Here is a 17,959-nt window from a genome sequence, read left to right on the forward strand (position 1 = left end):
TGGAGGAAACAATGGCTCAAGTTAAAGCTGCTGAGATTAAAATTCCACCTTTGAAAAAACTAACAAACTATCCTGAAAAACTTGCTCCAGGTCACAGGCTCTGTGCAGGTTGTGGAGCTTCTATCATCATAAGGCAAATGTACATGGTTGCGAATGCCCTTGGATATGAGCTTATTATTGCCAATGCAACAGGTTGTGTTGAAGTTTGTACTACCATTTACCCTTACAATTCCTGGAAGTCTCCATGGATTCACAACGCTTTTGAAAACGCTGCTGCTACAATTTCTGGAGTGGAAGCGGCCTACAAGGCACTTAAGAGAAAGGGTAAATTGCCTACAGATAAGAAAGTAAAATTCGTTGCTCTCGCTGGAGACGGTGGAACTTACGACATTGGTTTCCAATCCCTCTCTGGAGCTCTTGAAAGAGGACACGATTTTATCTATGTCTGCTACGACAATGAGGCTTACATGAACACAGGAATTCAGCGTTCCAGTGCTACCCCTAAGTATGCGAATACAACTACACAGCCGGTAGGTAGCGAAAGCTTGGGTAAACCTCAAAACAAGAAATGGATACCTGCAGTTGCAGCAGCTCATGGAATTCCATACGTTGCTCAGGTAGCTCCTTCACATTGGAAGGATTTTATGGAAAAATTCAAGAAAGCACTTTTAACTGAGGGACCTTCTTTTATAAATGCGTTTTCTGTCTGCCCAAGGGGATGGCGTTCAAAGGAAGAAGAGGGTATACTTGTAACGAAACTTGCAGTAGAGACCAACTACTGGCCACTATTTGAAGTTGAGAACGGAAAGTGGAGGATTACTTACAAGCCAAAGAATCCAAAGCCGGTTGAAGAGTACCTGAAGTTGCAAGGAAGGTTTAAACATCTCTTTAAGCCTGAAAACAGACATCTAATAGAGGAGTTTCAGGCAGAAGTTGATAGAAGATGGAAATGGCTTAACCAGATGGAGGAGATGGGAGAAGAAAGATGTTGAATATTACACCTGAAGAAGATAAAGAATTAAGGAAATTACTTACTGGCCTTGCAAAGGAGAGTAAGTCAAAGATAGTTATACTGATTGATAAATCAGGACAGTTAATCAGCCGGAGTGAATCTCCGGCTTTCTCTTCTGATGATATCACTTTTGCTTCATTAACAGCAGGAAATGTTGCAGCTTCAGAGGCACTTTCAAAGCTATTAGGGGACAAGGATCTGAATCACATGTTTACAGAGACAGAAGAAGAAGGTATTTATATGATTCTTTTGGATGGAAAATACATATTGGTAGCAATTTTCAACAAAAATCTTTCAAATCTTGGCATTATTAGAGTAAAGATTAAAAAGTTTTATCCGGAAATAAAGGAACTTATAAAAAGAATAGAAGAAAGAACAGAGAAAGAAACGACAATTTCATCGGATATTAATGTGGAAGAAATCGATTTGGATTCACTTTTTGAATAGGAGATGTCATGTCGTTCATAAACTTTGCGACTAAAGAAATCAACTGTAAGATAGTTTATTATGGGCCGGGATTAAGTGGTAAAACGGTTAATATTAAGTGGATCTATGAGCATGTGAGACCAGAAAATAGAGGAGAATTGGTAACCCTTGCTACAGAAACGGAAAGAACACTCTTTTTTGACTTTGTACCGATAGAAGTATCAAATGTAAAAGGATTTAAGGTTAGATTTCATCTATATACAACACCTGGGCAAATTATTTATCAAGCAAGTAGAAAGCTTATACTTAAGGGAGTGGATGGAATTGTTTTTGTTGCAGACTCTCAGGAAGAAAGACACGATGCAAATCTTGATACCTTAGATGACATGATAGAAAACCTTAAAGAGTATAAAATAGACATCGAGGAAATTCCTCTTGTATTTCAATACAACAAGAGAGATCTTCCGAATATTTTACCAGTAGATATTCTTAGAAGAGATCTTAACAGGTGGAACCGTCCAGATTTTGAAGCAATAGCTATCAAAGGTATAGGAGTTCTTGAAACCTTCAAAGAAATAACAAAACAAGTTCTGAGAAAGCTCAAAGAATGAGAGAAGTGATAAAGGAAATTCTCAACTGTTCTCCTGAGGAGTTCTATTCCTTTCTCAACATATCTCTTCAGAAAAAAATTAAGTACTTTGGAAAACAAATAGAAACTTGTGCTATTTTAAATGCAAAAAGTGGCAAATGTCCTTCTGACTGTAAGTTCTGCGCACAGTCGGCAAGGTTTAATTTAAAAATTAAGACTTATCCGCTTCTTGAAGAACAAAAACTTATAGACGCTGCGCTCAATGCTTTTGAAAAAGGAATAGACAGGTTTAGCTTTGTAACAAGTGGTATTTCTATAGATAGGGAAGAGTTAAAAAGAATTGCTAAAGTTATTGAAAAGATAAAGTCTAAAAGTCCAAAAGTTAAAGTCTGTGCATCTTTGGGTCAGCTTAGGAAAGTTGATCTAAAATTCTTAAAGGATTCGGGTCTTGATAGGTATCACCATAACCTTGAGACTTCAAAAGAGTTCTATCCTACAATAACGACTGTTCAGAAGTGGGAGGATAGAGTAAAGACAATTGAACAAGCAAAAGAGGTTGGTCTCTCAACCTGCTGTGGTGGAATTTTTGGTCTTGGTGAGAGTGATGATGATGTAGCTTCAATTATTGAGACCTGGAAGGAGCTCCAAGTAGACTCTATTCCTGTAAATTTCCTTCATCCTGTAAAAGGAACTCCTCTTGAGAACGCAAACTTCTTAACTCCTTTGAAGTGTTTGAGAATTCTTACGGCAATTAGAATGGCAATACCTGCAGCAGAGATACGGATTTGTGGGGGTAGAGAGTATAATCTAAGAGAGCTCCAACCTCTTGGGCTTTTTCCTGCAAGTGCTTTAATGGTTGGAAACTATCTAACAACAAAAGGCAGAAGTTTAAAAGATGATGCTGAAATGATAAAGGACCTTGGTTTTGAATCGAATCTGAGGGTTTAATGTTTATTCTTTCAAAGTTTTTTACATTTTTATTTCTTCCACCTGGAATCTTTGTTGTTCTCATACTAATAGGTATAGTTCTTCTTTTAATCAACAAGAGAAAAATTGGAATAGTTATTCTTACGCTAACGGCTACTCTTATTTATCTACTTTCAATAGAACCTGTTAAGGACAGGATACTTCTTCCATTAGAAAATGCATTTCCTTACCCAAGTAAAACTGAACTCGATTGTGAAGCGATAGTTGTTCTTGGAGGTGGAAAGATTTCTCATTCTCCGGAAGAAGGGGGAAAAGCAGCAGTAAAACCTCAAGTAGCAAAAAGGCTTTATACAGCCTTTAAGGTATGGAAAAGGATAAAGAAACCTCTTGTTGTTTCAGGAGGAAAAGTATTCAATGAGAAGGCAGAACCGGAATCTTCAGCAATGAAAAGATTTTTAACTAACCTTGGCATCCCCGACAAAGAGGTAATTGAGGACGATAAAAGCAAGAATACTTTCCAGAATGGTATCTTTACCTACGAGATATTGAGTAAAAGAAGAGTTAAAAAGATTTGCCTTGTCACTTCAGCGTATCACATGCCAAGAAGTTATAGGATTTTTAAGTCTGTAGGTTTTTCTGTTATTCCTGTACCTGCTGATTATAGAGTCGATAGAGCTCCTTATAAGTGGTCAAGTTACTTTCCGAGAATGGGGAATTTATACGATGGTTTCTCAGGAATCCACGAGTATATAGGAATAGTTTATTTTGAGCTAATTCAGAAGAGGAATCTTTTAAAGTGGCGGGCCCGGGAGGATTCGAACCTCCGACCTACGGATTAGAAGTCCGTTGCTCTATCCAGCTGAGCTACGGGCCCCTGAAGGGGAGGGATTTTAAAATGGTCGGGGCAGCCCGATTTGAACGGGCGACCTCGTGCTCCCAAGGCACGCGCTCTAACCAAGCTGAGCTATGCCCCGAAACTTGACGATGAGTAATTTAGGACTTCTGGCAGGATTTGACAAGTCCTTTTGCTCGAGTTTGATTACAAAATAGTTGTTCAATTTGTGTGGAGATATTGATTTACAATAGATTTGGTTGGACAGAAATTCTAAATCCATCCTCTCTTTCTGAAGTAGTAGAGGAAGGTGAGTGAAACGCACAGCATTATGAAGGAGATAAAGAAAATACCATAAGGTGAATGGGCTAAGGGAAGTTCTTCCACATTCATGCCATAGAAACTACTAATGAGCATTAGTGGTTCAAGAATGGTAATAAGTATGGTTAAGGTTTTCATAATGTCATTTAGCTTGAAAGAGACAAGGGAAGAGAAAACATTGAGAACGTTTTGAATAAATTCATGCAAAGTTTCTGCTCTGTCGTAGAGAATGCTAATTTCATCAAGAAGGTCTCTGAAGTAGTGGATGTTTTCAGGATTTATGAAACGGGGAGCGGAAGAAATCAGTGATTTGTAGGTATCCCTGAGCTGTTTAAGTGTTCTCCTAAGTGTGAGGATTTCAAATGAGAGGTCTGAGATATCTTCAAGAAGTTCCGGGTTCTGCTCTTTAAAGACTCTTGCTTCTACTTCATCTGCCTGTTCTTCTAAGATGTCTGTAACATCTTTAAACTTGTCTGCTACGATGCTTGAGATCAGCCAGAGGATCTTTTCTATTCCCTGATCGAACGGTTTCTCTTCTAAGGAAAGACTCTTCCTTGCCTCTTCAAAAAGTCTCCGACTACCAACTGTTATTATGAAATCTTTTCCCCAGAAGATGCAGAGCTTTTTCTGGCGGATTATACCTCCATCAAAGTAGATCATCAGGACAAATACGTAATCCTCAAAAACCTCAACCTTTGATCTTGCTTCTGAACGGCAGTCTTCCAAGGAAAGTTCGTTTATTTTGAAGTGTTTTAAAAGGAGTTTTTCTGCCTGGTCGTCTATATTTCTCAAATGAATCCACTTGGGACTTTTAGAGAGGAGTTCCTCATTCTCCAAAAGAGAAGGAATCTCTGTTCTCAGAGTGGTTATAGAGTCCCTCTCAGGAATGACGACCCAGGCAAGATTTTCCATTATATTTTCCTGTCAAAATAGATGTTTTTGCCGGTTACAGATAGTGGAATTCCGTATCCCAGTTTGATCTTCTCTGGAACAAATCCTCCGACGATTGCTGCTTTTCCGAAGGAGAACATTATCCTGTTGTCGATATTGTTGTCGGAAGCGACTTTAACTGCTGAGCCTATTGCTGTTCCAAGGTCTCCCACAGCGTATGCGCAGTAAGCTCTAGCCTTTGAGGATTTTTCACAGTCTTCAAACCCGCAGAAACCACAAAAAGGTATACCCCTTGGTTTTACCTCTGTACCAATGAAGACAACAAGCAAGGAGTCTCTTACGTTCTTTGCATCCCTGATGAAGAAAGGAATCTCCTTTTCTTTACCTATTTGTTCCATAAGATCTGCAACTCTTTCTTTTTCCTCTCCTTCGAAAATTTTCGTGTAGAGGAGGTTAATTCCTTTTCCCTTTGGTGCTGTTATGGCGCTACAGCACATGAGCTCTGCTACCAGTTTAATTCCGTTTATGTATTCAAACATTTTTCTCTCCCAGAGCTTTAATGAGTTTTTTCAGAGATTTTTCGGGATTAAGTCCGTGAGCTTTAAAAACTTCTCTTAGAGTTTCATCTTTGAACCCTTCGCAGTAGATGCATTCTTCAACCAATGAGTAAAGTGTATCTTTTAGCTGGGGGAATTTCTCAAGACACTCCCTGAGTGTCATATCAAGATTTGGTTCTTTCAAAACAAAACCTCTCTTCGAGTGCTTTATGGAAAATTTTATCATTCCAAACACCTTTTCAAGTTAAAGGTTATAATTAGTTAGCACTTTATAAACAATCCAGGGGAAGGAAATGGATAGAGAAATCGTTGAACAGCACGTTACCTGGGAAGAGTACCAGAGGATTTTGAAAATACTGGGAAGGGAACCAAACCTTGTTGAGTTGGGTATCTTTTCTGCAATGTGGTCAGAACACTGTTCCTACAAGTCCTCGAGACCACATCTGAAAAAGTTTCCAACTGAAGCTCCATGGGTTGTTCAAGGGCCTGGTGAGAATGCTGGAATAATAATGGTCGATGAAGAGAATCAGATATGTGCAGCTTTTAAGGTTGAATCCCACAACCATCCATCGTTCATAGAACCGTTCCACGGGGCAGCGACTGGAGTAGGTGGAATACTGAGAGACGTCTTCACGATGGGTGCAAGACCTGTTGCCTGTATGGATTCTCTCAGATTCGGAGAATTGAACGATCCTAAGATGAGGTATGTTGCAAAGGGGGTAGTTTCTGGAATCAGTCACTACGGAAACTGTGTTGGTGTACCGACGGTTGGAGGGGAGGTTTACTTTGATTCCTGCTATCAGACCAATCCTCTCGTAAATGCCTTTGCCCTTGGAATAGTGAAGAAGGACAAGATCTTCTACGCAAGGGCTGCAGGTGTTGGAAATCCTGTTATCTACGTTGGTGCAAAGACTGGAAGAGATGGGATCCACGGTGCAACAATGGCTTCTGAGGAGTTTTCGTCTGAGGAGGAGGTTGAAAAGAAGGTAAACGTTCAGGTTGGCGATCCTTTTATGGAAAAACTCCTCATTGAAGCCTGTCTTGAGGCGATGGAAAAGGATGGAATAGTTGCCATTCAGGATATGGGAGCTGCAGGGCTGACTTCCTCCTCAGTTGAAATGGCAGCTCGTGGAGGAGTTGGTGTAAGGCTCGAACTTGATAAGGTGCCAACAAGAGAAGAAGGAATGACTCCTTATGAAATAATGCTTTCTGAATCACAGGAAAGGATGCTTGTTGTTTGTGAAAAAGGTAAAGAAGAAGAGATAATGGAAGTTTTCAGAAGGTGGGATCTTGATGCCTGTGTAATCGGTGAGATCATAGAAGAACCAGTCCTTAGACTCTTCTGGTATGGAGAGAAAGTTGCGGAGCTCCCAATTAAAGCCCTGACGGACGAAGCTCCGGTTTACTGCAGACCGTTTAAGGTTCCTGAGTATATAAAAGAGAATCTCTCCTACGATCAGAACAAGATTCCAGAACCAGAAGATTACAACGAAGTAGTTAAAAAACTCCTTGACTCTCCAACAATTGCCAGCAAAAGATGGATTTACAGACAGTATGACCACATGGTTCAGATAAATACGGTTGTCTATCCGGGATCCGATGCAGCTGTTTTAAGGGTTAAGGAGAGTAAAAAGGGAATTGCAATAAGTTCTGACTGTAACTCCCGTTATTGTTATCTGAATCCTTATGAAGGTGGAAAGATAGCCGTTGCGGAAGCTGCAAGAAATGTTGCCTGTTCTGGAGCTATTCCAAGAGCTATAACAGACTGCCTTAACTTTGGAAGTCCTGAGGATCCAGAGATAATGTGGCAGTTTGTGAAGGCAACAGATGGAATGGCGGATGCCTGTAGAGTTCTTGAGACTCCAGTAGTAAGTGGAAACGTAAGTTTTTACAATGAAACCACAACTGATATAGGTAAGAGAGCGGTATTTCCTACACCAACAGTTGTCTGCGTGGGAGTTTTAGAGGACGTTGAGAAGAGGATGACCTCTTTCTTTAAGGAAGAAGGGGATGTAATTGTTCTCCTTGGGGAGAATGTTGGAAACATTTCTGGTTCAGAGTATCAGAAGCTTGTAGAGGGAGAGTTTAGAGGCAGAGGACAGTCAATAGACCTTGCTTTTGAGAGGATTCTTCAGAGAGCCATTGTTGAAGCAATAGAAAAAGGACTTGTGAAGAGTGCCCACGACGTTTCTGAAGGTGGACTTGCTGTAAACCTTTTTGAGTCAGCGTTCGAAAAGGAACTTGGATTTGAGGTTGATTTTGAAGATAACATCCGGACAGATTTCCTCCTCTTTGGTGAAGATCAGAGCAGAATAGTTGTAACAGTTGCTAAGGAAAAAGTGGAAGAGCTTCTTAACTTCTTTGAGGAAAAGACTGTTCCTGCGAAAGTAATCGGGGTAGTAACAGGAACCGGTAAAGGGATTGTCAGACACAAAGGTAGAGAAGTGATTAATTTGAGCATTAAGGAGTGTAAGGAGATCTACGAAAACTCTCTTGAGAGAAAGCTAACAGGTGAGCTTTAAGACAGGAAGTAGAGTGAGGGACTGGCATTTTTAGCCGGTCTCTTTTTTTATTCCTGAATCACTTAACTATTTTTCCTTTCTTTCCAAACAGCTTAGAGTTTTTGATGGGATTTTATTCTTGGATAGCAATAACTCTTGCGTTAACTTGTTTAATCCTTTTCTTTGCAGGTCAGAAGCTAAGGATGGAGTTTTATTTAGGGGTAGGCTGAAGATAGATTTCCACAAGAGAAAAAAACTAAAGACCCAGAAACTAAAAATAAAAGCCCCCGAAGGGGCTCAAATTACTTCTCTTCGGTTTTCTCTTCTGATTTAGCAACCTCTTCAGCTGGAACTTCTTCTATCTCTGCAAGTTCGATAAGTTTGTCAAGGGCTTTCTGTCTCAGGACATCCTGTCTTATCATTCCAAGGAGTCCTCTTTCTTCAAGAGACTGTCTTGCCTGAACATAGTCACCGCCAAAAGCTGCGTCTGCAAGCTTTTGAATTTCAGCTTCGAGGTCTTCGTCTGTTACCTCTATACCTTCGAGTTCAGCAACTTTCTCAAGGAGTAACTTCACTTTAACAGTTTTCTCAGCAGTAGGTCTTACCATTTCAATAATTGATTGAGGATTCATCTGTCTAACGTCAACACCGAACTGGGCAAGTCTTCTTAGCTGATTCTCTGCCTGAGCTCTTATCTCAAGGTCGAGCATTGATGGAGGAACTGGGACCTCTACTTTCTTGAGAAGATCTTCAACTATCTGATCTTCAACCTCTTCCTGTTCTCTTGTTTTTTCGGAGATTTCAAGGTCTTCCCTAATCCTCTTCTTCATCTCTTCAAGGTTTTCAAAGCCGAGCTTCTTGGCAAACTCGTCGTTAACCTCAGGGAGTATCTTCTCCTTAACGGCTTTGACCTTGAACTTAACAGTTATTTCCTTGCCTGCTGCTTCTCCATAAACTTTTTCATCCTCAGGTGCAGTAAATGTTACTTCTCCCTCTTCTCCAGCCTTCTTACCAAGAACTTCTTTCTCAACCTCTGGCCAGAGTTGCTTCTGACCGAGAATTACGGAAACAGAACCTTTCTGAGTTTTCTCCTCTTCTCCTTCCTTTATCACCGTTTCGTATTCAAGCTCAACAAGATCTTCTTCCTTTGCTTCTCTTTCAACCTCTTTGAATTCAGCCTGCTGGTTCCTGAGCCCCTCAATTACTTTCTCAACGTCTTCATCGGTAATTTCTCTTGTGGTCTTTTTAACCTTTATGCCTTTATAGTCTTCAGCTTTAAGCTCGATAGAGGGTTTGACTTCGAAAAGAATGGTTGTGGAGAATCTGTTTTCCTTCAGAGAAAAATCCAGTTCCTCAACCATAGGCTCCGTAATAACCTGAAGTTCTTTTTCCTTTATTACTTCAGAAAGTTTCTCAGCAACAAAGGTTCTTAGAAGAGCATCCCTTATTGTCTCTTCGTAGTACTTCTTGATTATGTTGATTGGAGCCTTTCCTGGTCTGAATCCTGGAATCTTTGCTGTTTTCCTGATCTCCTTGCAGATTCCGTTGACTTCTTTTTCGAGCTCTTCAGGTTCGGCAGTAATTTTTACTGCATAAACTACCTCGTTCCTTTTTTCAACTTCGTACGCCATCTATTTCCTCCTTTCCTTTCTTACTCTTCCCATAACTTTTAATGGTAAGCTCCAAACCTTTGTAAATGCTGCTCCAGCCTTGTGATCAAAAGTGTCTTTTGGACTGTAAGTTGCAAGATCCTCAATGTAGAGTGAGTTTGGAGATTGTCTTCCAACAATTGTAGCGTTCCCTTTGTAGATCTTGAATCTTACCTTTCCGGTTACAAGCGGAGCGATTGAGTTGTTAAAGGCATCCATTGCTTCTCTTAACGGTGTGAACCAGAGAGCTTCATAAACAACCTCAGCGTAAGGGTGCTTTATGTGGCTCTGCTTGTAGTGGTATGTGAATCTATCGAGAACAAGGCTTTCGAGTTCATCGTAAGCCCTTATAAGAAGTAACCCTGCTGGAGATTCGTAAACCTCCCTTGACTTGATACCAACAAGTCTGTTTTCGACCATATCAACTCTACCGTAGCCATGCTTTCCGGCTATCTCGTTGAGATCCCAGATGAGTTTCCAGAGCTCCTCATATCTTTTTCCATTGATGGCAACAGGAGTTCCCTCTTCGAACTCTATCTCCACATACTCAGGCTCATCTGGAGCTTCAAGTGGATTTCTTGTGATAACAAAGGCGTCTTCTGGAGGCTCAACGTAAGGATCTTCAAGAGGACCAGCTTCTATAGCAACACCCCAGAGGTTTCTGTCGTAAGAGTATGGCTTTTCCTTTGTTGCAACAACGGGAATTCCATGTTTCTTTGCGTACTCTATCTCTTCCTCTCTTGATTTAAACTCCCACTCCCTAACTGGTGCAAGAACCTCAATATCTGGATCCAGTGCCCAGACAGAAGCCTCAAATCTCACCTGGTCGTTTCCCTTTCCAGTTGAACCGTGGGCAACGTAATCTGCCCCTTTCTCATGGGCAACTTCAACAAGCTTCTTGGCAATGAGGGGTCTTGAGAGTGCAGAAAGAAGTGGGTATTTCCCTTCGTAGAGAGCTCCAGCCCTCATAAGGGGCAAGCAGTACTCCCTTGCAAATTCCTCCTTTATGTCGTCAATGATTGCCTCTACGGCACCAGCTTTCTTAGCCTTTTCCTCTATCTCTCCGAGTTCCTCGCCCTGTCCAACGTCTGCCGTGTAGGTGATAACCTCAAATCCTCTATCAGCCAGCCACCTGACAATAACCGATGTGTCAAGTCCTCCAGAATATGCAAGAACAACTCTTTTACCCACATTCTCCTCCAATTTTTTCTCTTTAGATTGTGGAATTTTACGAAAAATTTGTTGACAGTGGGAAGTATAGAGGATATATTTTTATCCGCAAGTGGCGACGTGGCTCAGGTGGTCAGAGCGGGCGGCTCATACCCGCCAGGTCGGTGGTTCGACTCCACCCGTCGCCACCAAATTTCTAAATAGTTCCTGCTTATGTTAAAAGAAAAAGTTGAAAAGACAATCAAAAAGTTTTCGCTAATTCCTCAAAATTCAAAAGTTCTTGTTGCCCTTTCTGGTGGTCCTGACTCCGTAACCCTCCTACACGTTCTGCTCCAACTAAAAGAAAATCTAAAGATTGAAGTTGTAGCGGCGCATCTTAATCACATGCTGAGAGATGAGGAGTCAGAAAGGGATGAACAGTTTGTAAAAGACCTTTGCAGGAAATGGAATGTTCCTCTCTTTGTCCGAAGGGAAAATGTCAAAGAAATTTCCAAAGGAAAGAATGTTGAGGCTATTGCAAGAGAGGTAAGATACAGGTTTCTGGAAGAGACTCTGAAAAAAATAGATGGAGATCTTATCGCAACGGGACATACAGCGTCAGACCTTGTGGAGACAGTTATTCTCAATTTAACAAAAGGAGCGGGAATTAAAGGTCTTAGAGGTTTCCTTCCAAAGAGAGATAGGATCATCCGTCCCCTTTTTGAAGTTACAAGGGAAGAGGTAGAAAGATACGTTGAAGGAAATCGGCTTCCTTTTGTTATCGATAGCTCCAATTTTAAAACAGATTTCGAGAGGAATTTAGTAAGGATAGGAGTAATTCCTGTTCTTAAAAATATCAATCCTCGCTTAGAAGAAGCTGTACTCAGGAGTGCAGAAGTTTTGAGAGAAATTGAGGGGTTTTTGTTAGAAGAGGTGGAAAATCTTCTTCAGAACTATTTGAAAGAGGAAAACTTCTGCGTACCTCTGGAAGAGTTTAAGGCTCTCCGTCCGGCACTAAGAAAAGAGCTCCTTAGAGAAGCTTTCAAAAGAATAACCGGCAGAACACTGCCCCACGGTAAAGTTGAATCGATTGAAAATTTAGTTGAGAAAAGGGGTTACAAAGAGTTTAAACCTCTTGAGGGATTTGTGATATTTAAGGATCAAGGAAAGTTATGTATATTAAAAGAAAACGGAAAAGATAAAAGTTTTTTTGTGAGAGTAGAGGAATTTCCTTCCCGGGTAGAAACACCTGCTGGGATTCTTGAGTTTGACCTGTGGAATGGCAGAGAAGAAGGCTTTCTCATACCTTATAGTGAAGCTATCAGTAAAGGTATAATTGTCAGGAACCGAAGACCTGGGGACAGATTACGTTTTAGGGGCTTTTCGAGACCTCTTAAAAAAGTTCTGATAGAGAAAAAAATCCCCCTTAGGGAAAGAGATATTTTACCTGTTGTTCAGCTTGGAGAAGAGATAGTATGGATTCCTGGAGTCTACAGGACATATATTAACTCTACTCCAGAAGAAAATCATATCATTGTGAGGTTTAAAAGTTGGACTTCGAAATCTTGATACCGGAAGAAAAGATAAAGAAAAGAGTTGAAGAATTAGCTGAGGAGATTTCAAACGAATTTGGAAACAGTCTGATAACGATCGTTTCGATTCTTAAAGGAGCTGTTGTCTTTACAGTGGATTTGATGAGATACATGAAGAGTGAAGTTGAACTGGACTTTATAAGAATCAAGAGCTACCATGGAGAGAAAAAGGGTGAACTCAGGATAACTGTTCTTCCGGAATTGGATCTTAAGGGGAAGCAAGTTCTTATTGTAGATGACATATTTGATACTGGAGAAAGCTTAAAGCTTGCTTATGATGAGGTAATAAAACATTCTCCTGAAGTTGTTAAAACTTGCGTTTTTCTTGATAAACAAATTGAAAAGAAAGTAGATATTAGACCCGATTTCGTAGGCTTTAAGATTCCTGATTATTTTGTTGTTGGTTACGGACTTGATATTAACGAAATGTACAGGGATCTACCCTACATAGGATACTTTAAGAGAGGAGAGTAAAGATGGACAAAATGAAGGAGATAGGAAAAAGTCTTGCGCTCTGGTTGACAATAGCGCTTTTAATCATTTTAGCCTTTAACTTTTTTAACTCCAATCAGCTCAAGAGCCATACGGAACCATTCTCAACGTTTATTCAGCAGGTTGAGAAGGGAGAAATCAAGAAAGTTGTAATCCAAGGACAGAAAGTTGTGGGGGTGACAAAGGATAACAAGCCTTTTGAGACTTACCTTCCCCCGGGTTATAACAGCGTTATAGATAAGTTAACAGAAAAGGGAGTTGAAATTCAGGTTAAACCAGAAGAAGGAAGTCCTTGGTATATTACTGTTCTTGTTTCATGGCTTCCAATGATTTTCCTTATTCTCCTCTGGCTCAGTATGATGAAACAGATGAGTGCAGGAAGCAATAAAGCTCTTTCTTTTGCAAAAAGTAGAGCAAAGGTGTTTATTGACAATAAACCAAAAGTTACTTTTAAGGACGTTGCAGGAATTGATGAAGTAAAGGAAGAAGTTTCTGAGATTGTTGATTTTCTAAGGAATCCAAAGAAATTCCAACAACTTGGAGGGAGGATTCCGAAAGGAGTTCTTCTTGCTGGAGCTCCTGGAACTGGTAAGACCCTCCTTGCAAAGGCGATTGCAGGGGAGGCAAATGTACCGTTCCTATCCGTTAGTGGTTCAGAATTTGTTGAAATGTTTGTTGGTGTTGGTGCATCAAGAGTGAGGGATCTATTTGAGCAGGCTAAAAAACATGCTCCATGTATCGTCTTCATCGACGAAATCGATGCTGTTGGTAGAAGGAGAGGAGCAGGAGTTACCGGTGGACACGACGAGAGGGAACAGACTTTAAATCAGCTCCTTGTCGAGATGGACGGTTTCGAAAGTTCAGAAGGAATAATTGTCATTGCAGCCACAAACAGGCCTGACATTCTGGATCCTGCTCTCCTAAGGCCTGGAAGGTTTGACAGGCAGATATACGTTCCTCTTCCTGACGTAAGAGGAAGGCTGGAAATTCTTAAAATTCATACAAAGGACAAACCTCTTGCTGAGGATGTAGACCTTGAAATTATTGCCCGTTCAACTCCTGGGTTCTCTGGGGCAGACCTTGCAAACATTGTAAACGAAGCAGCTCTCATTGCTGCAAGAAAGAACCACGGAAAGATAACAATGGAAGATTTTGAGGAGGCAAAAGACAAAGTAACCATGGGAATTGAGAGAAAGAGTATGGTTCTCTCCGAGGAGGAGAAGGTTACTACAGCCTACCATGAGGCGGGTCATACACTTGTTGCAAAGCTGCTTCCAAATGCCGATAAAGTCCACAAGGTTACCATAATTCCGAGGGGTAAGGCTCTTGGAATCACACAACAGCTTCCAGAGGAGGACAAGTATACCTATACTAAAGATTATCTCCTTGACAGACTCTGTGTTCTCTTTGGTGGAAGGGTTGCTGAGGAGTTAGCACTTGGAACCATCTCGACAGGTGCTGGAAACGACATAGAAAGAGCAACAGAGATTGCCAGAAGGATGGTGGCTGAGTGGGGAATGAGTGATAGAATTGGCCCCATAGCTGTAAAACTTAAAGAGCAGTTTGGTGAACCTGTGGAGCTTATCAGTGAAGAAATGAAAAGACTGATAGATAAAGAAGTTAAGAGAATCATCAAGGAGACTTATGAAAGAACTAAGGAGCTCATTTCTCAGAACATGGATAAGTTAGAAAACCTTGCAAAAGCTCTTCTTGAGAGAGAAACCCTTACGGGAGAAGAGATTGATAAGGCGATGAGAGGAGAACTGAAATCAACGAGTTCCGATTTTAATAATAAACCTCCTACAGGTTCGGAGAAAGAAGAAGAAAGAAAAGAAAAGAAAAATGCTATAGAGGATATACCACCTGGTTTAAATCCCCAACTGGAGGCGTAAGGGTTGGCTTTTGATAGGGAAAGAATAGAGAAAGCAGTTAGAGAAATTCTCATTGCCATAGGAGAAGATCCAGACAGGGAAGGCTTGAAGGATACGCCGAAAAGAGTAGCAAAGATGTATGAAGAGGTTCTTGCCGGTTACAACGACTCGGTGGAGAACCATCTTGTTCTCTTTACAGAAAAGTACGATGAGATGATTATTGTCAGGGATATTCCTATCTACTCATTATGTGAACATCACATGCTTCCTTTCTTTGGAAAAGCTCATGTTGCCTATATTCCAGGAAATGAGAAGGTGACTGGACTTTCAAAACTGGCAAGAATTGTCGATGTCTATGCAAAGAGGCTCCAGCTTCAGGAGAGAATGACTGAGCAGATAGCGGATGCCATAATGGAGAAATTGGGTGCAAAAGGAGTAATGGTTGTTATTGAAGCTCAGCACCTTTGTATGATTATGAGGGGTGTGAAGAAGCCGGGTTCCTACACGGTAACAAGTGCTGTGAAGGGAGCGATGAGAAAAGAACCAACGAGAATGGAGGCTCTTTTCTTGATAAAGGGGAGGTAAATGAGACGTCTTACGGCTTTAGTCCTTGTTCTTATGCTGACTTCATCATGTGGTTCCTTGTTTGGTGGATCAAAGGAAAAATCCATTAGAACTGCACCACCGCCTCCCCCTCTACCTCAAGAAAAATATAAACCTTCTCCTGAAGAGAAAGCAGAAGGATACTATCAGATTGGAATCTCTTATCTTCGTATTGGGGAGATTCCACTTGCACTAAACTATTTTTTCAAAGCAGAGAAGCTTAAATCAGATGATCCAAAGGTCTATAATGCAATCGGTGTTGCTTTCATTCAGCGGGAAGATCTTGATAGGGCAGAAGAATACATTCGTAAAGCAATCAAATTGAAACCAGATTTTTCTGAAGGGTATTTGAACTTAGGAATTGTTTATGAAAAGAGAGGAGATCTAAAAAAGGCAAAAGAATACTATGAGAAAGCTCTTTCCAATCCGCTCTACCTGACACCGGAAGTGGCTTACTACAGGTTGGCTCTTCTCGCCGAGAAGGAAAATCAGATAGAAAGAGCCAGAGGATACCTTGTCAAAGCACTAAGAAACAATCCGGACTATATCCCTGCGTATTTGGAACTGGCAAAGATCTTAGAAAACGAGGGAAAGATTAATGAAGCTCAGGAGATATACCTGAAATTGATAAATCTTTATCCAAAAGTGCAGTATCCTTATTACAAACTATCTCTAATCTACATAAAGAAGGGTAAACTGCAACTTGCAAAGAAGTTTTTGAAAAAGTGTATCGATTTAGATCCAACTTCTGATATTGGGATAAAGGCAAAAATCAAGTTAGAGGAGCTAAATGAGTAGGCTCTGGACGATATTGACAATTTTCCTTGGAGCAGTTGTAATTGTTTCTTTAGCGATTCTTTTTATTTTCTACAGACCATCAATCGTTACAAAACACATAGTCAAAGAAGAAAGTAAGAGGGTGGAGAAAGAGAGTGTTCTTGAGAATAGAATAGAAGAGACAATGAATGAAACAGTGAAGACGGAAGCGATGATGACTGAGAACAAAGAGGAAGACGTATCAAGTAGTTCTTCCGATTTAAATCAGGAGTTAGAAGAAAGATTGAAGAGCCTCGAGAAAGTTGTTCCCAATTTCTTTGTGAAGATACAGGAAGGTATTATTTACCATCCAGCGCTTCTCTTTAAAGTTTACGGAATGGCAAAAGGAACAAGCATTCATATTCTGACGTTTTCCTCAATGGAGTGGAAATTCATAAAAACCTTTCTGTCAAGAGGAAAAGTCTTTTCTGAACCTGATAGAGTGTTTTTCTGCAGTGGCGGGGTAGTTGACGTTAACTACGTGATTAAGGGGATCTGGCCTCCAGAGATTCCCCGGGGAAGTGTTGATTCGGTAGGATTGCTGGTAATTCCTGAAGAGAAAGGAACTTTACGCTTTGCAAACTTTGATGGAAACTGCACAGAAAACGGTTTTGTTTTTAACCCCGGTGGAGAATTTGCAGGAATCTGTTTTGGTGGTAAATTTATAGACTACAGCGCTCTTTATTCTGAGATTCCTGATAAATGTCAACTGATTTATGAAAAGGGGGAAGGAAACGATGGCGATATACAGAGCAAAAACTGATAGCTGGTATGTTGAAAGGATAACGTCTTTTCTTGCAGGATTTTTTGTTTTCTTCAGTGTTATTCTCGGTCTTTATACAGGAAATAAGTATTTCTTCTACTTTACGGCGTTTGTGGGGTTCATGCTCATGTTCTTTGCGATTACTGGATTGTGCCCTTCTTCAATTATGCTCCATAAGCTTGGTGTTCCATCGCTTTTAGAAAAGTACTGTAAAGAAGAGAAGTAACCCATATTTATGCTTCTTGCAATCTGCTGGCGTGGCTCAGATGGTAGAGCGGGTGACTCGTAATCACCAGGTCGGGGGTTCAAGTCCCCCCGCCAGCACCACCTTAAAGGCGAATAACAGAGTCTGAATTTGCAAGAGCTTGAACCACATCGTAGGCATTTGAGGCAATTCCAACTTCTAAATTGTCCAGAAGGTTAAAGTAATCAAGGCATGTTCCACAGCAGATAATTTCCACACCTTTCTCTTTCAGTGTCTTAAGAGCTTCAAGAATTTCAGAATCTGCGCCTTTGCAGGCAAGCTTCACAGCTGTATTAATGAGTATTATCCTTGCTGGTAATGGATCCGCGTTTACGAACGTTTTTATGAAGCCTTTTATCAGGATTTTTCCAAGTTCTGGGTCTTCTCCAACGTAGCTCGAGGCAATAAGAACTGCATAGCTTTTACCCTTTTTCTCTTCAGTTGTTTCTTCAGAGGCCATTTTGGAAGTTTTTCCTTTTGTTATTGTAAGGTAGTAAAGTCCATCTTTTTCTTCTACTTCTACCTTGCAACCTTCTTTTTGCGCAAACCTTTTAACGTTTTCTCTTGAAGCCTTATTGTCCACAATTACGGTTATTGTTCCACTTTCAATTGATTCAAGGGTCTCTTTTGTTTTCAGAACAGGAACAGGGCAGGCAAGTCCTTTGCAATCAACAATTTTTGACATTGTTTTCCTCCTTATTAAAAGACTTCAGACTGTTTATAC

Annotated in this window: 19 protein-coding genes and 4 tRNA genes; 15 read left to right on the forward strand and 8 right to left on the reverse strand. The window is 40.6% G+C overall.

The features are described from left to right. The first annotated feature begins 11 nt into the window (after nt 1-11). From ACYQ3A_RS06260 to ACYQ3A_RS06280, 5 genes are read left to right on the forward strand one after another with little or no spacing between them, the layout of a single operon-like run. Nucleotides 12-992 carry a thiamine pyrophosphate-dependent enzyme gene (locus tag ACYQ3A_RS06260; RefSeq protein WP_459896310.1) on the forward strand — a complete coding sequence of 327 codons (981 nt, stop codon included), beginning with the start codon at nt 12-14 and terminating at the stop codon, nt 990-992. Continuing rightward, nucleotides 986-1,459 (forward strand): roadblock/LC7 domain-containing protein, encoded by a 474-nt coding sequence (locus ACYQ3A_RS06265; protein ID WP_459896311.1) that lies wholly within the window; start codon nt 986-988, stop codon nt 1,457-1,459. Before ACYQ3A_RS06260 ends, ACYQ3A_RS06265 begins: the two co-directional genes overlap by 7 nt. 8 nt (nt 1,460-1,467) lie before the next feature. Further along, a complete protein-coding gene (locus tag ACYQ3A_RS06270) occupies nt 1,468-2,049 on the forward strand; it encodes a GTP-binding protein (protein ID WP_459896312.1) in 582 nt (193 codons plus the stop codon). Continuing rightward, nucleotides 2,046-2,975, forward strand: a complete 930-nt coding sequence (gene bioB / locus ACYQ3A_RS06275) for a biotin synthase BioB (protein WP_459896314.1) — start codon at nt 2,046-2,048, stop codon at nt 2,973-2,975. The genes ACYQ3A_RS06270 and bioB overlap by 4 nt, the downstream gene beginning before the upstream one ends. Then, nucleotides 2,975-3,793 (forward strand): YdcF family protein, encoded by an 819-nt coding sequence (locus tag ACYQ3A_RS06280; protein ID WP_459897436.1) that lies wholly within the window; start codon nt 2,975-2,977, stop codon nt 3,791-3,793. The genes bioB and ACYQ3A_RS06280 overlap by 1 nt, the downstream gene beginning before the upstream one ends. On the opposite strand, the gene ACYQ3A_RS06285 is transcribed toward ACYQ3A_RS06280, so the two are convergent. From ACYQ3A_RS06285 to ACYQ3A_RS06305, 5 genes are all read right to left on the reverse strand, one after another. Next, nucleotides 3,752-3,828, reverse strand: a tRNA-Arg gene (locus tag ACYQ3A_RS06285). The two genes, ACYQ3A_RS06280 and ACYQ3A_RS06285, sit on opposite strands and share 42 nt — an antisense overlap. Before the next feature lie 22 nt (nt 3,829-3,850). After that, nucleotides 3,851-3,928, reverse strand: a tRNA-Pro gene (locus ACYQ3A_RS06290). A 131-nt stretch (nt 3,929-4,059) separates the two neighbouring features. Further along, a complete protein-coding gene (locus ACYQ3A_RS06295; protein WP_459896316.1) occupies nt 4,060-5,019 on the reverse strand; it encodes a magnesium transporter CorA family protein in 960 nt (319 codons plus the stop codon). Further along, nucleotides 5,019-5,537, reverse strand: a complete 519-nt coding sequence (locus tag ACYQ3A_RS06300) for a ferredoxin domain-containing protein (RefSeq protein WP_459896318.1) — start codon at nt 5,535-5,537, stop codon at nt 5,019-5,021. Before ACYQ3A_RS06300 ends, ACYQ3A_RS06295 begins: the two co-directional genes overlap by 1 nt. Next, nucleotides 5,530-5,739 carry a DUF1858 domain-containing protein gene (locus ACYQ3A_RS06305; protein WP_459896319.1) on the reverse strand — a complete coding sequence of 70 codons (210 nt, stop codon included), beginning with the start codon at nt 5,737-5,739 and terminating at the stop codon, nt 5,530-5,532. The genes ACYQ3A_RS06300 and ACYQ3A_RS06305 overlap by 8 nt, the downstream gene beginning before the upstream one ends. A gap of 109 nt (nt 5,740-5,848) precedes the next feature. Between ACYQ3A_RS06305 and purL the strand changes: the two genes are divergently transcribed. Beyond that, nucleotides 5,849-8,077, forward strand: coding sequence for a phosphoribosylformylglycinamidine synthase subunit PurL (gene purL, locus ACYQ3A_RS06310; protein WP_459896320.1), 2,229 nt, complete (start codon nt 5,849-5,851; stop codon nt 8,075-8,077). Nucleotides 8,078-8,358: 281 nt separating this feature from the next. Here purL and tig read toward each other — a convergent pair whose 3' ends face one another. Together tig and ACYQ3A_RS06320 are read right to left on the reverse strand one after the other, a co-directional pair. After that, nucleotides 8,359-9,687, reverse strand: a complete 1,329-nt coding sequence (gene tig, locus ACYQ3A_RS06315; RefSeq protein WP_459896321.1) for a trigger factor — start codon at nt 9,685-9,687, stop codon at nt 8,359-8,361. Then, nucleotides 9,688-10,896 (reverse strand): argininosuccinate synthase, encoded by a 1,209-nt coding sequence (locus ACYQ3A_RS06320; protein ID WP_459896322.1) that lies wholly within the window; start codon nt 10,894-10,896, stop codon nt 9,688-9,690. It lies immediately after the preceding gene. A 93-nt stretch (nt 10,897-10,989) separates the two neighbouring features. Here ACYQ3A_RS06320 and ACYQ3A_RS06325 point away from each other — a divergent pair. The 9 genes from ACYQ3A_RS06325 to ACYQ3A_RS06365 all read left to right on the forward strand — a co-directional run bounded on the left by ACYQ3A_RS06325 (nt 10,990) and on the right by ACYQ3A_RS06365 (nt 17,318). Beyond that, nucleotides 10,990-11,066: transfer RNA gene (locus tag ACYQ3A_RS06325), tRNA-Met, on the forward strand. 22 nt (nt 11,067-11,088) lie between these two features. After that, nucleotides 11,089-12,423, forward strand: a complete 1,335-nt coding sequence (gene tilS / locus ACYQ3A_RS06330) for a tRNA lysidine(34) synthetase TilS (RefSeq protein ID WP_459896323.1) — start codon at nt 11,089-11,091, stop codon at nt 12,421-12,423. After that, the gene (hpt, locus tag ACYQ3A_RS06335; protein WP_459896324.1) at nt 12,405-12,920 is read left to right on the forward strand and encodes a hypoxanthine phosphoribosyltransferase; all 516 of its coding nucleotides are present in this window, start codon (nt 12,405-12,407) and stop codon (nt 12,918-12,920) included. The genes tilS and hpt overlap by 19 nt, the downstream gene beginning before the upstream one ends. An 11-nt stretch (nt 12,921-12,931) precedes the next feature. Further along, nucleotides 12,932-14,830: an ATP-dependent zinc metalloprotease FtsH gene (gene ftsH / locus ACYQ3A_RS06340; protein WP_459897437.1), complete on the forward strand. Its 1,899-nt coding sequence runs from the start codon at nt 12,932-12,934 to the stop codon at nt 14,828-14,830. 3 nt (nt 14,831-14,833) lie between these two features. Beyond that, nucleotides 14,834-15,394, forward strand: coding sequence for a GTP cyclohydrolase I FolE (gene folE, locus ACYQ3A_RS06345; RefSeq protein ID WP_459896325.1), 561 nt, complete (start codon nt 14,834-14,836; stop codon nt 15,392-15,394). After that, on the forward strand, nt 15,395-16,210 hold the full coding sequence (locus ACYQ3A_RS06350; protein ID WP_459896326.1) for a tetratricopeptide repeat protein: 816 nt from the start codon (nt 15,395-15,397) through the stop codon (nt 16,208-16,210). Then, a complete protein-coding gene (locus ACYQ3A_RS06355) occupies nt 16,203-16,991 on the forward strand; it encodes a hypothetical protein (protein ID WP_459896328.1) in 789 nt (262 codons plus the stop codon). Before ACYQ3A_RS06350 ends, ACYQ3A_RS06355 begins: the two co-directional genes overlap by 8 nt. Beyond that, nucleotides 16,966-17,217, forward strand: coding sequence for a YgaP family membrane protein (locus tag ACYQ3A_RS06360; protein WP_459896329.1), 252 nt, complete (start codon nt 16,966-16,968; stop codon nt 17,215-17,217). The genes ACYQ3A_RS06355 and ACYQ3A_RS06360 overlap by 26 nt, the downstream gene beginning before the upstream one ends. A 25-nt stretch (nt 17,218-17,242) precedes the next feature. After that, a tRNA-Thr gene (locus ACYQ3A_RS06365) sits at nt 17,243-17,318 on the forward strand. Nucleotides 17,319-17,320: 2 nt separating this feature from the next. On the opposite strand, the gene yedF is transcribed toward ACYQ3A_RS06365, so the two are convergent. Continuing rightward, nucleotides 17,321-17,920, reverse strand: a complete 600-nt coding sequence (yedF, locus tag ACYQ3A_RS06370) for a sulfurtransferase-like selenium metabolism protein YedF (protein ID WP_459896330.1) — start codon at nt 17,918-17,920, stop codon at nt 17,321-17,323. Nucleotides 17,921-17,959: the final 39 nt, after the last annotated feature.

Source organism: Desulfurobacterium crinifex, from assembly GCF_054656775.1.

Bases quoted from the DNA above. Each gene is read 5' to 3' on its own strand.
- ACYQ3A_RS06260 (WP_459896310.1), top strand. From the start codon at position 12: ATGGCTCAAGTTAAAGCTGCTGAGATTAAAATTCCACCTTTGAAAAAA.
- ACYQ3A_RS06265 (WP_459896311.1), top strand. From the start codon at position 986: ATGTTGAATATTACACCTGAAGAAGATAAAGAATTAAGGAAATTACTT.
- ACYQ3A_RS06270 (WP_459896312.1), top strand. From the start codon at position 1,468: ATGTCGTTCATAAACTTTGCGACTAAAGAAATCAACTGTAAGATAGTT.
- bioB (WP_459896314.1), top strand. From the start codon at position 2,046: ATGAGAGAAGTGATAAAGGAAATTCTCAACTGTTCTCCTGAGGAGTTC.
- ACYQ3A_RS06280 (WP_459897436.1), top strand. From the start codon at position 2,975: ATGTTTATTCTTTCAAAGTTTTTTACATTTTTATTTCTTCCACCTGGA.
- ACYQ3A_RS06295 (WP_459896316.1), bottom strand. From the start codon at position 5,019: ATGGAAAATCTTGCCTGGGTCGTCATTCCTGAGAGGGACTCTATAACC.
- ACYQ3A_RS06300 (WP_459896318.1), bottom strand. From the start codon at position 5,537: ATGTTTGAATACATAAACGGAATTAAACTGGTAGCAGAGCTCATGTGC.
- purL (WP_459896320.1), top strand. From the start codon at position 5,849: ATGGATAGAGAAATCGTTGAACAGCACGTTACCTGGGAAGAGTACCAG.
- tig (WP_459896321.1), bottom strand. From the start codon at position 9,687: ATGGCGTACGAAGTTGAAAAAAGGAACGAGGTAGTTTATGCAGTAAAA.
- tilS (WP_459896323.1), top strand. From the start codon at position 11,089: ATGTTAAAAGAAAAAGTTGAAAAGACAATCAAAAAGTTTTCGCTAATT.
- ftsH (WP_459897437.1), top strand. From the start codon at position 12,932: ATGAAGGAGATAGGAAAAAGTCTTGCGCTCTGGTTGACAATAGCGCTT.
- ACYQ3A_RS06350 (WP_459896326.1), top strand. From the start codon at position 15,395: ATGAGACGTCTTACGGCTTTAGTCCTTGTTCTTATGCTGACTTCATCA.
- ACYQ3A_RS06355 (WP_459896328.1), top strand. From the start codon at position 16,203: ATGAGTAGGCTCTGGACGATATTGACAATTTTCCTTGGAGCAGTTGTA.
- ACYQ3A_RS06360 (WP_459896329.1), top strand. From the start codon at position 16,966: ATGGCGATATACAGAGCAAAAACTGATAGCTGGTATGTTGAAAGGATA.
- yedF (WP_459896330.1), bottom strand. From the start codon at position 17,920: ATGTCAAAAATTGTTGATTGCAAAGGACTTGCCTGCCCTGTTCCTGTT.